The sequence below is a fragment of the Pseudomonas sp. NPDC090201 genome (assembly GCF_044746825.1).
In the GTDB taxonomy this organism is placed as follows: Bacteria; Pseudomonadota; Gammaproteobacteria; order Pseudomonadales; family Pseudomonadaceae; genus Aquipseudomonas; species Aquipseudomonas putida_AD.
The window spans coordinates 626,727-639,741 of sequence record NZ_JBIVCX010000003.1 but is presented as its reverse complement, the minus strand read 5'-3'; the positions used below and the strand labels follow the sequence as shown (position 1 = coordinate 639,741).

General features: G+C 62.7%; 14 protein-coding genes and 1 pseudogene. 14 read left to right on the top strand and 1 reads right to left on the bottom strand.

The window, feature by feature from the left end; translation table 11 throughout:
• Positions 1–4: 4 nt before the first annotated feature.
• The 14 genes and pseudogenes from ACIPOO_RS13010 (at position 5) to ACIPOO_RS12945 (ending at position 11,020) form a co-directional block, all read left to right on the top strand.
• On the top strand, positions 5–976 hold the full coding sequence (locus ACIPOO_RS13010) for a peptidylprolyl isomerase (protein ID WP_274130695.1): 972 nt from the start codon (positions 5–7) through the stop codon (positions 974–976).
• Positions 977–1,205: 229 nt separating this feature from the next.
• A complete protein-coding gene (locus tag ACIPOO_RS13005) occupies positions 1,206–1,748 on the top strand; it encodes a response regulator (RefSeq protein ID WP_400607761.1) in 543 nt (180 codons plus the stop codon).
• Positions 1,749–1,851: 103 nt separating this feature from the next.
• The gene (locus tag ACIPOO_RS13000; RefSeq protein ID WP_274130696.1) at positions 1,852–3,567 is read left to right on the top strand and encodes a GspE/PulE family protein; all 1,716 of its coding nucleotides are present in this window, start codon (positions 1,852–1,854) and stop codon (positions 3,565–3,567) included.
• Positions 3,548–4,351 (top strand): hypothetical protein, encoded by an 804-nt coding sequence (locus ACIPOO_RS12995; protein WP_400607330.1) that lies wholly within the window; start codon positions 3,548–3,550, stop codon positions 4,349–4,351. The genes ACIPOO_RS13000 and ACIPOO_RS12995 overlap by 20 nt, the downstream gene beginning before the upstream one ends.
• 1 nt (position 4,352) lies before the next feature.
• Positions 4,353–4,901: a pilus assembly protein gene (locus tag ACIPOO_RS12990; RefSeq protein WP_400607329.1), complete on the top strand. Its 549-nt coding sequence runs from the start codon at positions 4,353–4,355 to the stop codon at positions 4,899–4,901.
• Complete coding sequence (locus tag ACIPOO_RS12985; protein WP_400607327.1) at positions 4,888–5,436, top strand: GspMb/PilO family protein; 549 nt, start codon at positions 4,888–4,890, stop codon at positions 5,434–5,436. The genes ACIPOO_RS12990 and ACIPOO_RS12985 overlap by 14 nt, the downstream gene beginning before the upstream one ends.
• Complete coding sequence (locus tag ACIPOO_RS12980) at positions 5,436–5,960, top strand: hypothetical protein (protein ID WP_274130700.1); 525 nt, start codon at positions 5,436–5,438, stop codon at positions 5,958–5,960. The genes ACIPOO_RS12985 and ACIPOO_RS12980 overlap by 1 nt, the downstream gene beginning before the upstream one ends.
• Positions 5,961–5,971: 11 nt before the next feature.
• Entirely contained in the window at positions 5,972–7,801 is a 1,830-nt protein-coding gene (locus ACIPOO_RS12975) for a secretin N-terminal domain-containing protein (RefSeq protein ID WP_400607759.1), read from the top strand.
• A gap of 1 nt (position 7,802) precedes the next feature.
• The gene (locus ACIPOO_RS12970; protein WP_274130702.1) at positions 7,803–8,306 is read left to right on the top strand and encodes a type II secretion system protein; all 504 of its coding nucleotides are present in this window, start codon (positions 7,803–7,805) and stop codon (positions 8,304–8,306) included.
• Between the two features lie 4 nt (positions 8,307–8,310).
• Positions 8,311–8,685, top strand: a complete 375-nt coding sequence (locus ACIPOO_RS12965) for a type II secretion system protein (protein WP_274130703.1) — start codon at positions 8,311–8,313, stop codon at positions 8,683–8,685.
• A pseudogene (locus tag ACIPOO_RS12960) lies at positions 8,660–9,178 on the top strand (type II secretion system protein); the annotation flags it as partial. The gene ACIPOO_RS12965 and the pseudogene ACIPOO_RS12960, both read left to right, overlap by 26 nt.
• A 146-nt stretch (positions 9,179–9,324) precedes the next feature.
• Positions 9,325–9,696: a curli production assembly/transport protein CsgE gene (gene csgE, locus ACIPOO_RS12955; RefSeq protein WP_274130889.1), complete on the top strand. Its 372-nt coding sequence runs from the start codon at positions 9,325–9,327 to the stop codon at positions 9,694–9,696.
• Positions 9,693–10,106 (top strand): curli assembly protein CsgF, encoded by a 414-nt coding sequence (locus ACIPOO_RS12950; RefSeq protein ID WP_274130705.1) that lies wholly within the window; start codon positions 9,693–9,695, stop codon positions 10,104–10,106. Before csgE ends, ACIPOO_RS12950 begins: the two co-directional genes overlap by 4 nt.
• A gap of 32 nt (positions 10,107–10,138) precedes the next feature.
• On the top strand, positions 10,139–11,020 hold the full coding sequence (locus tag ACIPOO_RS12945) for a CsgG/HfaB family protein (protein WP_274130706.1): 882 nt from the start codon (positions 10,139–10,141) through the stop codon (positions 11,018–11,020).
• Between the two features lie 509 nt (positions 11,021–11,529).
• On the opposite strand, the gene ACIPOO_RS12940 is transcribed toward ACIPOO_RS12945, so the two are convergent.
• Positions 11,530–12,972, bottom strand: a complete 1,443-nt coding sequence (locus ACIPOO_RS12940; RefSeq protein WP_400607322.1) for a curlin — start codon at positions 12,970–12,972, stop codon at positions 11,530–11,532.
• Positions 12,973–13,015: the final 43 nt, after the last annotated feature.

Here is a 13,015-nt window from a genome sequence, read left to right as displayed (position 1 = left end):
CGCCATGAAGCTCAAGCTGTTGTTAATGATGTTGGCGTTGGTGTTACCCAGTCTGCTGCTGACGGTGGGACGCACCGAGGCCGTGGCAGACCCCACATTTGGGGAAATGGCCGTGGCGCGGGTCAACGGCGTGGAGATTGGACAGATGCAGCTTGAGCATTACTTCGTCGATTACTTGCAGGCCCAGGGGCGCATGGTCGGTTCGATCCGCAACCCGATCGCCTACAACCGCCTGCGCAGTGCGGCGCTGGACGACCTGATCGACAAGGAACTGCTGTGGCAGGAAGCCAGCAAGCGCGGCATTCACGTTGACGACCAGAGCGTTCAGGACAACTACACGGCGCTGCGCAATGAATTCACCTCCGATGAAATCTTCAATCGGCGCCTGGAAGACGCAGGCTTCAACAGCGTCACCTTCAAGGAATACCTGCGCCGCGAACTGACCAGCCAGCGCATGCTCGCCGATCTGAGCCAGATGGCCGCGGTGCCCCAGGCCGATGTGCAGGCCTTCTATCGCCAGGCGTCGCCGCGCATCCATGCCCGGCACATCCTGCTGCTGGTCGAACCCAACGCCGATGTCGAAAAGGCCGAGGACGTCCATCGCCAGGCGCTGCAGCTGCGGGCGCGGATTCTCAAGGGTGAGGACTTCGCCCAACTGGCCCGGCAGTACTCCCAGGATACCCGGGCAGCCGACGACGGAGATCTGGGCTATTTTTCTCGTGAAAGCATGGTGGCGGAATTTGCAGACGCAGCGTTCGGTCTCAAGACAGGAGCGGTCAGCGAGCCGGTGCGCACCATTTATGGCTGGCATTTGATAAAAGTTGAGAACACAGTCGAAGATAGCGTGATCAGCGATACTCAGGGCCTGGCCATGGCGCGCCATGCCCTGGAGCAGCAACGACAGGGCGAGGCGACCCGGTCGGCGCTGCAACGGCTGCGAGCGGCGAGCAAGATAGAACGGGTGGCAGAGCGATGACCCGGGTTTTCCCCGAAAGTGGGGGCAAATCCGGTAAGCGCTGGTTGATGCCCCCGGTAGTGGGGTTGCGGTTGTGCCTGTGCGCTTTGTTTTTTGTCGATGAAAATCAATGGCATGGGCGATTCCATTTTGCAGAGGAGGGTCTGGCATGAACAGTGCTCTTGTACCACTACAAGGCGGCATTCCCCAGACCGGGCCACAGGACCTGTCCCGAATTCAGGAGTCCACCTTGTTAAACAAAGTGATGGTTGTAGAGGACGAACAGATCCTGGCGCAGAACCTCCAGTCGTATCTGGAGGCCAAGAGCCTGGATGTACGGGTCGCGAACGATGGCGCTGGTGCCATCGACCTTGCAGAAGGTTTCGGGCCGGACGTGGTTGTCCTCGATTTTCGCTTACCCGATATGGAAGGGTTTCAGGTACTCGATGCGGTACGCAAACAGAAGGACTGCTTTTTCATTCTGATCACGGGACATCCGACCAGCGAAGTCTGCGGTCGAGCCACCGATCTGGGTGTCAGCCACATTCTGTTCAAGCCGTTTCCGCTGGCGGAACTCGCCCGAGCTGTCTGTGACTTGTTGGGTACTGAGCGACGGTCGGCGAACAAGGCGCCTCAGGCGGCCGGGTTCATCGAGCGGCGGCACAGCCCGGCAGAGACTTTCCCGTTGCAGTTGTACGACGGTACCTGGGTTCACTCGGATCGTCGTGGCAACAGACAGACCCCGTCGCCTGACAGCGAAAAGGCGGTCGTTGACGGGGAGGGCAAACTCTAGCCGGGTCCGGGGGACATAGATCCTCCGGGAACGGCAAACCGGCCAGGGAAGGTCAGGCGCGTCGAATGTGTGGTTCCTTTTTTGGGGTCCGGGAGTGCATTCGATGGAAAGTCTTACGCTCGTAGTCGAGAGACCGCCGCTGGCTTTGCCAGTCGTGTTACCCAGCCGTTTTCCCGGCAGCCTCCTGGCCGCCGCCAGGGAACGCGCCGCCGCTGCAAGCGAACGCCCGATCGAGGCGCTCGAAAGCCTTTCTGAACTTGAGCCTGCCGCCTTTACCCGCGCCCTGGGCGCCACCTTGCACTATCCCGTGCTGGATGCGTCGAGCCTGTTCAAGTGCACCCCGGAATTCGAACAGGTCAGCCTGGCCCAGGCGCTGAAACGCGAATTCGTCATGCTGCGCCACGAGGACGCGCTGATCGGCGTGTTCGCCGACCCCTTCGATGATGGCCGCCTGGCCTGGATCGACGAATGCCTTCAGGGTGCTGCGCTGTACCTGTGCCACGCTGCGGACCTTGCTGCCTACCTGGCCCGCCAGGAAGAGGGCTTCCACGCGGTCGCCGCGCTGGACACCCACGGCGACGAACAGCACGAGTTCGCCGCCCTGGAAACCCTGTCCCTGACCAGCATCAGCGAAGACGCCAGTGCCGTGGTCAAGCTGGTCAACTCCACCCTCTACGACGCGCTGAAGATGCACGCCAGTGACATCCACCTGGGCGTGACCGGCAGCGGGCTGGTCATCAAATACCGCATCGACGGCGTGCTGAACAACATCAGCAAGGTGCAGGGCGCCGAGTTCGCCGACCAGGTGATCTCGCGGATCAAGGTGATGGCCGAACTGGACATCGGCGAAAAACGCGTGCCCCAGGACGGCCGCTTCAAGATCGGCATCAATGGCCGGCAGATCGACTTCCGGATCTCGATCATGCCCAGCATCTTCGGCGAAGACGCCGTGCTGCGGGTGCTGGACAAACAGGACCTGGCCGACCGCGTCAGCGGCGTGCGCCTGGAAGCGCTGGGTTTTGAAGACGCCACCCTCATCAGCCTGCGCCGCCTGGCCGCCGAACCCTACGGCATGGTGCTGGTGACCGGGCCTACCGGCTCGGGCAAGACCACCACGCTGTACGCGATGATCACCGAGATCAACCACGGCGTGGACAAGATCATCACCATCGAAGACCCGGTGGAGTATCAGTTGCCCGGCGTCTTGCAGATCCCGGTCAACGAGAAGAAGGGCCTGACCTTCGCCCGCGGCCTGCGTTCGATCCTGCGCCATGACCCGGACAAGATCATGGTCGGCGAGATCCGTGACCCCGATACCGCGCAGATCGCCGTGCAGTCGGCGCTCACCGGCCACCTGGTGTTCACCACCATCCACGCCAACAACGTGTTCGACGTGATCGGCCGCTTCACCCAGATGGAAGTCGACCCCTACAGCTTCGTGTCGGCACTCAACGCCGTGCTGGCCCAGCGCCTGATCCGCCTGGTGTGCAGCGGTTGCGCGGTGCCGGTCACTCCCGGCGAGGACGAACTGCGCGCCTCGGGGCTGACCGCCGAGAACAGCGCTCACTACCACTTCGTTCACGGCGCCGGTTGCGGCCGCTGCCGTGGCACCGGGTATCGCGGCCGCACCGCGATTGCCGAACTGCTCCACCTTGACGACGAGATTCGCCAGATGATCGTCGAGCGCAGCCCCATTTCCCAGATCAAGCATTACGCCTGCAGCCGTGGCCTGCGCCTCTTGCGCGGCTCGGCTCTGGAACTGGTGCGCGATGGCCGGACCACGCTGGAGGAGATCAATCGTGTCACTTTCATTTCGTGATCACTACGTGGCCGTGATCGGCGCCAATGGCGTCGGTCTTTCCCGCTGCGACGCCCTTGGCCGCAAATGGCTGGGCAGCGCCGGGTTCATCGCCGATCGCCAGGGCACCCCGACACTGGCCCTCGACACCCTGCAACGCCTGCTGGGCGAACACGTCAAGGGCCGCGCGCGGCTGACCGTTCTGCTGTCCAGCCACTACAGCCGTTTCGGCTTGATTCCCTGGAGCGAACACATCCACACCCCGGACGAACTCCAGGCCTACGCCAGCGCCGTGTTCGAGGACACCTTCGGCAAATCCCCCGAGCCCTGGGCCCTGAGCCTGTCGCCCGAAAGTGCCGGGATGCCGCGTATCGCGGTGGGCCTGCCACAGGCCCTGCTGACCCAGCTGCGGGAGATGGTCAAGGCCCGCAGCCTGCGCCTGGTGTCGGTCCAGCCGTACCTGATGAGCGCCTTCAACCGCTTCCAGAAGAGTTTCGGCAATCGCGATTTCCTGTTCGTGGTCGCAGAGCCCGGCCGCAGCACCTTGCTGCTGGCCAGGGAAGGGCGCTGGTCGGCGGTGCGCTCGCTGCGCATTGCCGACAGCGACGCCGCCCTGGGCTCGATGATCGCCCGGGAGAGCGAGCTGCACGGGCTCAACGGCGACAAGCCGGTGGACCTGTTCGTCCACGCCCCGGCCCGTCATCACGACGCGCCGCAGATTCTCGGCGTACAGACCCTGGAATTGCCGTCAGGCGAGAGCGACATCCAGGACCCGTTGCACATCATGGCAGCGGCGGTGAACTGACATGCGCGATCTCAATCTGGAATTCCAACCGCAACGCAGCGGCAGCCGGCTTGGCTGGAGCGTGCTGGTACTGGGTCTGGTGCTCGGTGTGACGGTGGCCACCGGCGCCCACATCGTCGGGCAAGACATTCAGGACGAACAGAACCTGCTCGGCCACGCCCAGCGCAAGCTGCAAGTGCACACCGGCGGCACGGTCAGCAGCCTGACACCGGCCCAGCAGCGTGAGCAGGAACTGCGCCTGCTGGAAATGAAACAGGTGTCGGCCCAGTTGCGCCGCCCCTGGGAGCGTTTGTTCGCCGCGCTGGAAACCCTGCGCGGCAAGGACATCGCCTTGCTCACCCTGACCCCCGATGCGCGCAAGGGCCAGGTGCGGATCACCGCCGAGGCGCGGGATCTGGAGGCCATGCTGACCTTCCACCGGCAACTGCAAGACAGCCCCGAGCTGCGTGACGTGTCGCTGGTCAATCACGAGATCGTCGCCAACTCGCCGCAGAAACCGATCCTGTTCAACCTGCTGGCCACCTGGGAGGTGAGCGATGTCCGTCCCTAGCCTGATTCTGCGCGAACACGTTCAACGGGCAGGCCTGCCTGGCCTGGGAGGCGCGGCGCTGCTGGCGCTGGTGCTGGGTTACGGGGTGTTCGGCCTGCTGCCGGACTGGCAGTCCCTGGACACCCTGCGCCAGAACAGCCACAAGGCCAACGAGTTTCTGGAGAAGGTCGCCAATGGCACAGCCACCTTGCCGGTCGTGCCCTCCCAGCAACTGGACGAGTTCCACAAGGCCCTGCCGACCCAACTGGATGCGACCACGGTCATCGACCGCATCTACGCGATGGCCAGCAAGGAAAAGATCAACCTGGCCCGCGGCGAATACGCGCTGGGCATCGACCCCAAGACCCAACTGGCCCGTTACCAGATCCTGCTGCCCGTGCGCGGCAACTACCCGCAACTGCGGCGCTTCCTGCACGCGCTGCTGACCGAACTGCCCGCCGTGGTGGTCGAGGACGTGGATTTCCAACGCAAACGGATCGCTGATACCGAGCTGTCCGGGCGCATCCGCATGACCCTTTACCTGTCGAGGTCGTGATGAACAATCGTCGCGTAACAGGCTGGATCGCGTTTTTCGGCATCTGCGGGCTGATCGCCTGGATGCCCGAGCAATTCTTCGGCGAGTCGACCCAGGACGCTGCCAGCAGCGTGCAACCGGTCGCCGCCAGGCAGCAGGCAGCCATCGCCAGGGCCCGGGCGATCGTTGCCAGCGATGCAGAGAAATCGGAAAAAGTGGTGGTGCCCCAGGTCGACCTGTTCGCCACCCAGAGCTGGTACGTCGCCCCGGTGATCAGCGCCGAACAGCAGGCCGCTCTGGACAACGCCGTTGTAGCCCCATCGGTGCCCACAGCACCACCGCTTCCGTTCCAGTTCATTGGCAAGCTGGAAGACAGCCAGCAGTTGCAGGTGTTTCTGCAAAACGGAGAACGGCTCTATGTGGTCAGGGCCGGTGATGTGATCGACGAAACCTACAAGATCGATCGCATCTCGGCCACTGAAATGAGCCTCGTCTATCTGCCCTTGAAGTTTGCTCAGACCTTGTCTGTAGGGAGTGCGCCATGAGTCCGCTGCGGTTGTCGTCGAACGCGTTGTTGCTGGGCTTCATCATTGTGCTGGGAGTGCTGTTGTCTTCCTGTGCGTCGGACATTAACCGGGCGATTGGCCAGGACCTGATCGAGGAGGGCAAATACGAAGAGGGCATTGCCAAGTTGCAGGAAGCGGTCAATGCCAAACCTCGCGATGCCACCCTGCGCATTCAGCTGACCTCGGCCAAGGCCCGTGCGGTCAAGACCCTGCTGACCAAGGCTGATTCGGAGCGCTCGCAACGGGACTTCAACAGCGCCGCCATCGACTACTCGCGAGTGGTCGCCATCGAGCCCAACAATGGCCGGGCCCGTGACGCGCTGTACCTGCTGGAGCAGATGCGCAACATCAACAACATGCTGGTGCAGGGCCAGACCAGCCTGCGCCGCGGCGACGTGACCGGTGCCGAGAAACAGGCCCGCGCCGTGCTCGCCCTGGACCCGCGCCACGAGGGCGCCCAGCAGTTGCAGAAAGACGTCGACCTGCTGCGCTCGCGCAATGCCGTTCCCTATCCACAGCTCAAGACTCGCCTGGACCGGCCGGTGACCCTGGAGTTTCGCGACGCCAACCTCAAGGTGATCTTCGAGGTGCTGTCCCAGGTGGCGGGCTTGAACTTCATCTTCGACAAGGACATGCGCGCTGACCTCAAGGCCACCATCTTCGTACGCGAAGTACGCATCGAGGACGCCATCCAGTTGCTGCTGCAACAGAACCAGTTGCACCAGAAGGTGGTAAACGACAACACCTTGCTGATCTACCCGGATTCGCCGCAGAAGCTCAAGGATTACCAGGAGCTGGTGATGCGCACCTTCTACCTGACCAACACCGATGCCAACACCGCCCTGAACATGGTCAAGACCATGCTCAAGACCCGCGACGTGTTCATCGACGAGCGCCTGAACACCCTGACCATGCGCGACACCCCGGACGCCATTCGCATGGCCGAGAAGCTGTTCTTCTCCCAGGACCAGTCCAACCCTGAAGTGGTGCTGGAGGTGGAAGTGATGGAAGTGGCCCGTCAGCGCATCCTCGATCTGGGCCTGCAATGGCCGAGCACCTTCGGCATCATCAACAGCGACGGCACGGCGGTGAACGTGCTGAACCAGTTGCGCGGCATCAACTCCAGCCGGATTTCGATCTCGCCATCGCCACAGCTGAAAATCAACGCCCAGGACAACGACGTCAACACCCTGGCGAGCCCGACCATTCGCGTCAGCAACCGTGAACAGGCGCGCATCCACATCGGTCAGCGGGTGCCGATCATCAGCGCCACCTCCGTGCCCTCGACCCAGGGCCCGGTCATCACCGAAAGCATCACCTACCTTGACGTCGGTCTGAAACTGGAGGTGACCCCGATCGTTCACCTGGATAATGAAGTGGCGATCAAGATTGCCCTGGAAGTGAGTAACGCCACACCGCTGGAGGCCACCCGCAACGGAACCATCCCGGTTCAGGTCGACACCCGCAACGCCCAGACCACCCTGCGTCTGCACGACGGCGAAACCCAGATCCTGGCGGGCCTGGTGCGCAACGACACCCAGTCCACCGGCAACAAGATCCCCGGCCTTGGCGACCTGCCGGGTCTGGGCCGGCTGTTCGGCAGCAACAAAGACACCGTGGGCAAATCGGAGCTGGTGCTCTCGATCACCCCGCGCATCGTGCGCAACCTGCCGTACCAGGCGCCGAGCGACATGGAATTCGGCACCGGCACCGAGACCAGCATGCACATCGACTCGGTCAATCCGGACATGCCCGTGACGGTGGAAGTGGGCGGCAAGTCGCAGCCGCTGGCCGTCGTGCCTGCTGTCGAGAAGCCTTGACATGAACGCCCGGCACGCCACGCGCGGCTTCACCCTGATCGAGATGGTCGTGACCCTGGCCATCGTCGGTCTGCTGGCGAGCATCGCCGCGCCTTTGACCGAAACGATCATCCGCCGTGGCAAGGAGCAGGAGCTGCGCACCGCGCTGTATCAGATTCGCGATGCGCTGGACGCCTATAAGCGCGCCGCCGACTCGGGGCGCATCGAGAAGTCGGTGACCAGTAACGGCTACCCAGCCAGCCTCAAGGTGCTGGTGGACGGCGCCCGCGACCTGAAGAGCCCCAAGGGCGCGAAGATCTTCTTCCTGCGGCGCATTCCCAATGACCCGATGGCGGCCAGCAAGAGCCTGGGCAACAGCAAGAACAAGCACGATGCGGCGGACGACTGGGGCCTGCGTTCCTACGACAGCCCAGCGCAGAACCCGCGGGACGGCGAGGACGTGTTCGACGTGTATTCCAAAGCCAAGGGCGTTGGCCTCAACGGCATCGCCTATTCGCAGTGGTGACATCATGCGCAGACAGAACGGCTTCACACTCATCGAATTGCTGGTGGTCATGGCGATCATCGCCACCCTGATGACCATTGCCGTGCCGCGTTATTTCTCAAGCCTTGAGAACTCGCGGGAAACCGCGCTGCGCCAGAGCCTGTCGGTGATGCGCGAGGCGCTGGACCACTACTACGGCGACACCGGCCATTACCCCGAATCCCTGGAAGACATGGTCACCCAGCGCTACCTGCGCAGCCTGCCGGAGGACCCTGTCACCGGCCGCAACGACATGTGGGTCATCGTCGCGCCGCCTGAAGGCGTGCAGGGCTCGGTGGCGGATATCAAGAGCGGTTCTACCGGGAGGGCGCGTGATGGCAGTCTTTTCGGTCAATGGTAGCTTCGGCGGCGCCATGCCCCGCGAGCAAGGCTTCACCTACATGAGCGCCTTGCTGCTGATCCTGATGATGGGCACCGCGCTGGCGGCGGTGGGGCAGGTCTGGTCGACCATCGGCAAGCGTGAGCGCGAGCTGCAACTGATCTGGGTCGGCACCCAGTACGCCCAGGCCCTGCGCAGCTATTACAGAAGCGGCACTGGCGTGGCCCAGTACCCCGAGTCTTTGGACGAACTGCTGGAAGACCATCGCTTCCCGTCGATCCAGCGCCACATTCGTCGCCTCTACCCCGATCCCATGACCGGCACCGACAACTGGGGCCTGACCAAATCCATCGACGGGCGCATCACCGGCGTCTACAGCCGCTCGACCCTGACACCGTTGAAGGTCGCGAACTTTCCGACGCAGTGGCAGGAGTTCGAGAACATGACCAGTTACGCCGACTGGCGCTTCGTGGCCGAGAACGCGTTCCAGGAATCCACCAATAACCGTCCCGGTGCACCGGGCACGCCCGCCACCCTGACCGCGCCGCCGGCCACAGGTCCCGGGGCGACCCTGGGCACCTCGCTGGGCACGCCGATAGGAGGTGCCAGCCAATGAAAAGCCTGAACGCCAACCTCAAGGCCGTGTGCCTGGGCGCCGCCATGCTGCTGGCCGGGCTGCACGCCGGCGCGTGCCTGGCCGACGACGAAGACGAAATGATGGGTTTCATCGTCGACGACTGCATCTCGCTGGTCGGCCACAACTTCTACAACGCCTTTACCGACCGCCTGCGCGCCACCAGCCGTCTGGATTTCAACCTGGTGGTGCGTGAACGGCCCGACCCACGCTGGGGCAGCCTGATCTGGGTCGAGTATGACCAACGCATCGTGTACCGCCGTTTTCTGGCACCCAACGCCACCGAAACCCGCGCGCTGGCAGAAGAAGCCGCCGACCAGGTTCGCGCGGCAGTCGTTCAACGCAAATTGCAAGTTCAATTGCAGGACAACACTGATCTGGGGAAGGACGAATTATGAACAGAACAATAATCGCCGTTTCGACCTGCCTGTGTCTGAGCAGTTTCAGCCTTCTGAGCCAGGCCACGGAGCTGGTCTATACGCCGGTCAACCCGAACTTCGGCGGCAACCCGCTCAATGGCCCGACCCTCCTTAACGAAGCCCAGGCCCAGAACGATTTCAAGGACCCGGACCTGAAACGCTCGACCACCACCGCCACCACGGCGCTGGAGCGGTTCAGTCAGCAACTGCAGTCCAGCCTGCTGTCCCAGGTGCTCACCAACATCCGCAACGGCAATACCGGCAGTCTCACCACTGACGCGTTCATCATCAACGTCGTCGACGATTCGGGTGCCCTGAGTATCCAGATCACCGACCGTGCCACCGGCGAAGTATCGGAAGTGAACGTCAACGGACTCACCTCCAACTGACGGTTACTGAAGTTCCAGAGGAGCGAAGGACCATGAAAAAATGCATCTCGTTGTTGATGCTGGTGGCTGCACTGCAAGGCTGTGGTGTTCGTGCGCCGATGCCGGCCGAACAACCCAAGGACGTCCCGACCCTGACGCCGCGTGCATCGACGTATTACGACTTGCTCAACATGCCGCGGCCCAAGGGGCGACTGGTGGCGGTGGTCTATGGTTTCCGCGATCAGACCGGGCAGTACAAGCCAACCCCGGCCAGCTCCTTCTCGACCAGCGTGACCCAGGGCGCGGCGAGCATGCTGATGGACGCGATGCAGGCCAGCGGCTGGTTCGTGGTACTGGAACGTGAAGGCCTGCAGAATCTGCTGACCGAGCGCAAGATCATCCGCGCCGGGCAGAAGAAACCGCCAGCAGTGATGGGCCCCAACGGTGCTCCGGTGACGCCACCGACACCCAATGAGCTGCCACCGTTGCAGTCGGCCAACCTGATGCTCGAAGGCGGCATCGTCGCCTATGACACCAACGTCAGGAGCGGCGGGGAAGGTGCGCGGTATCTGGGGATTGGCGGCTCGCAGGAATATCGCGTGGATCAGGTGACCATCAACTTGCGGGCGGTGGATGTGCGCTCCGGGCAGGTGCTGGCGAACGTGATGACCAGCAAGACGATCTATTCGACGAGTTACAACGCAGGTGTGTTCAAGTTCGTGGAGTTCAAGAAACTGCTTGAACTGGAGGCGGGCTACACCACCAACGAGCCGGCGCAGTTGTGTGTATTGTCGGCCATCGAGGCTGCCGTGGGGCACCTGGTCGCCCAGGGGATCGAACGGCACATGTGGCAGGCAGCGGGCGACAACAGCGCGCCGAACGAGACGCTGGACCGGTACCTGAGCCAGAACAAACCGGCGGATGAAGGGCAGTAGGGATCCTGATGTGTCAATGGGGCCTTGATGGCCCCTTTTTTTGTCCCATGAATCCTCAGGCCCTGCGCCCCATCCAAAACCGCCCCGCGGGCAAGCCCGGCTGCTACGGGGGCGTGTGCACCCATCACTCGCGCCCACCCCACGCCCTGTAGGAGCGCGCTTGCCCGCGACAGGCCATGACAGGCGACAGTGCCGTGTCGGATGTACCGCCGCCGTCGCGGGCAAGCGCGCTCCTACGGTTTGTGGCGACTCGAACAACCCGTAGCAGCACGGCTTGCCGGCGGGAGCGGTCTCAAGATTGCCGCGCCGGTAGTTGGAGCAACTTCTCCCTGTGGGAGCGCGCTTGCCCGCGAATGGTTGTGTGATGCACGACAAGGGTGACAGGGGCCTGCGCCTTCGCTGGCAAGCCAGCTCCCGCAGGGGAAGGTTATCCTCCACCAGCAACAGGGCGTGGCTGCGGCGACCACAAAAAAGCCGCCTTTCGGCGGCTCTTGGTACTGCACTGCAATCTACTGCTGATGCACGGTCGCCTGGTTCGAGTTACCCACCTGGGTAATGCTCGCTGCCTGGTTGGTCGCGCTCTGGTTCACGTTGGCCTGGTTGAGGTTGCCGGACTGGCTCACGTAGGCGACGTTGTAGCTGTCAGCCTGCTTGACGACAATCTCGTTGCCATTGCCGTTCTGCGAGGTGAACGACTGGTTGTCGCTGCCCGATTGCGTCAGGTCGGTACTGTTGCCATTGCCGAAGCTCGAGCCCTGGGCGTAGTTGCCTTCGCCACGCTGATCGGCGATCAGGATGTTGTCGCTGCCGTTCTGTTCGAAATACAGCTCGTTGTAGTTGTCATCCTGCGTGGTCTTGGCATCGTTGCGATTGCCGTCCTGCTTCAGGTTGGTCAGGTTGCCAACGCCTTTCTGGGTCATGTTGATGACGTTGTCGTTGCCATTCTGGTTGAGGAAGGCGGTCTGGCCGATACCGAATTGCCCACCCAGGCGTGCCCCCTCGCGTTCGCTGGCCTGGACCTTGTTGCCGGAGCCGGTGGCGGAGGAGGTGAGGTTGTGACCGGTGCCCGCCTGCGAGCTGAAGTGCAGGTTGTCCTGGCCGTTCTGGTACACGTTGCTGGTGCTGTTGGTGACGTTGTACTGCGTCACGCTGGCGGCGTTGCGGTCACCCCACTGAACCATGTTGATGTTGTTCAGCGTGCCCTGGATCTGATCGAGCACACCTTCGTTGAAGGTGCCGGTCTGGGTCAGGCTGACGTGGCTGTCGGTCTGGGTGTCCTGGAACAGCTGGCCGGTGTTGAAATTGCCGTTCTGCTCGGCGGTGATCGAACCGCCATTGCCATAACGCTGATCGGAGTAGATGTAGTTGTCGTTGCCGTTCTGGTTGAGCTGGATCTGCCCGTTGAAGTGCTCGACCTGTTCGGTGGACGCCTGGTTGCGATCGCCGTTCTGGAAGACTTGCGCATTGTTGCCGGCGCCGCCGGACAGCTGCTCGGACCAGGCCTGGTTGTTGCTGCCGCTCTGCTCGATGTTGATGATGCTGCCCAGCTGATTCTCCTGGTAGGCGAAGGCAAAGTTGCCGTTGCCCGACTGCCGGGTGGTGGTCTGGTTGCCGGTACCCAGCGACTGGCTGGCCTGTGTGGAGTTGCGCTGGTCGTTCTGGCGCTGGGTGATCTTGCTGTCGGTCTCGTACAGCTGTTCGCCGTAGGCGCCGTTCTGGTTGCCTTCCTGGCGCTGGTCGATCTGCGAGTTGGTTTGCGTCTGATAGGCCGCAGTGTCGTTGCCATCACCGATCTGTACTTGCTGTACAGAGGCGTAGGCTGCGTTGACCTGTTGCACATCGGCAGTGTTGCCGCTTCCTTGCTGGTACTGACTCGAGAGGCTGTTGGCAGCCATCGCATGGCCTGCGACCATGACCAGAACCGCAGCAGCGACAGGGGTGAGTTTGAACATGATGTAGACCTCCTGATGGTAAGTTGCCGAGGTGTCGAGCGCG

Bases quoted from the DNA above. Each gene is read 5' to 3' on its own strand.
- ACIPOO_RS13010 (WP_274130695.1), top strand. From the start codon at position 5: ATGAAGCTCAAGCTGTTGTTAATGATGTTGGCGTTGGTGTTACCCAGT.
- ACIPOO_RS13000 (WP_274130696.1), top strand. From the start codon at position 1,852: ATGGAAAGTCTTACGCTCGTAGTCGAGAGACCGCCGCTGGCTTTGCCA.
- ACIPOO_RS12990 (WP_400607329.1), top strand. From the start codon at position 4,353: ATGCGCGATCTCAATCTGGAATTCCAACCGCAACGCAGCGGCAGCCGG.
- ACIPOO_RS12985 (WP_400607327.1), top strand. From the start codon at position 4,888: ATGTCCGTCCCTAGCCTGATTCTGCGCGAACACGTTCAACGGGCAGGC.
- ACIPOO_RS12980 (WP_274130700.1), top strand. From the start codon at position 5,436: ATGAACAATCGTCGCGTAACAGGCTGGATCGCGTTTTTCGGCATCTGC.
- ACIPOO_RS12970 (WP_274130702.1), top strand. From the start codon at position 7,803: ATGAACGCCCGGCACGCCACGCGCGGCTTCACCCTGATCGAGATGGTC.
- ACIPOO_RS12965 (WP_274130703.1), top strand. From the start codon at position 8,311: ATGCGCAGACAGAACGGCTTCACACTCATCGAATTGCTGGTGGTCATG.
- csgE (WP_274130889.1), top strand. From the start codon at position 9,325: ATGCTGCTGGCCGGGCTGCACGCCGGCGCGTGCCTGGCCGACGACGAA.
- ACIPOO_RS12950 (WP_274130705.1), top strand. From the start codon at position 9,693: ATGAACAGAACAATAATCGCCGTTTCGACCTGCCTGTGTCTGAGCAGT.
- ACIPOO_RS12945 (WP_274130706.1), top strand. From the start codon at position 10,139: ATGAAAAAATGCATCTCGTTGTTGATGCTGGTGGCTGCACTGCAAGGC.
- ACIPOO_RS12940 (WP_400607322.1), bottom strand. From the start codon at position 12,972: ATGTTCAAACTCACCCCTGTCGCTGCTGCGGTTCTGGTCATGGTCGCA.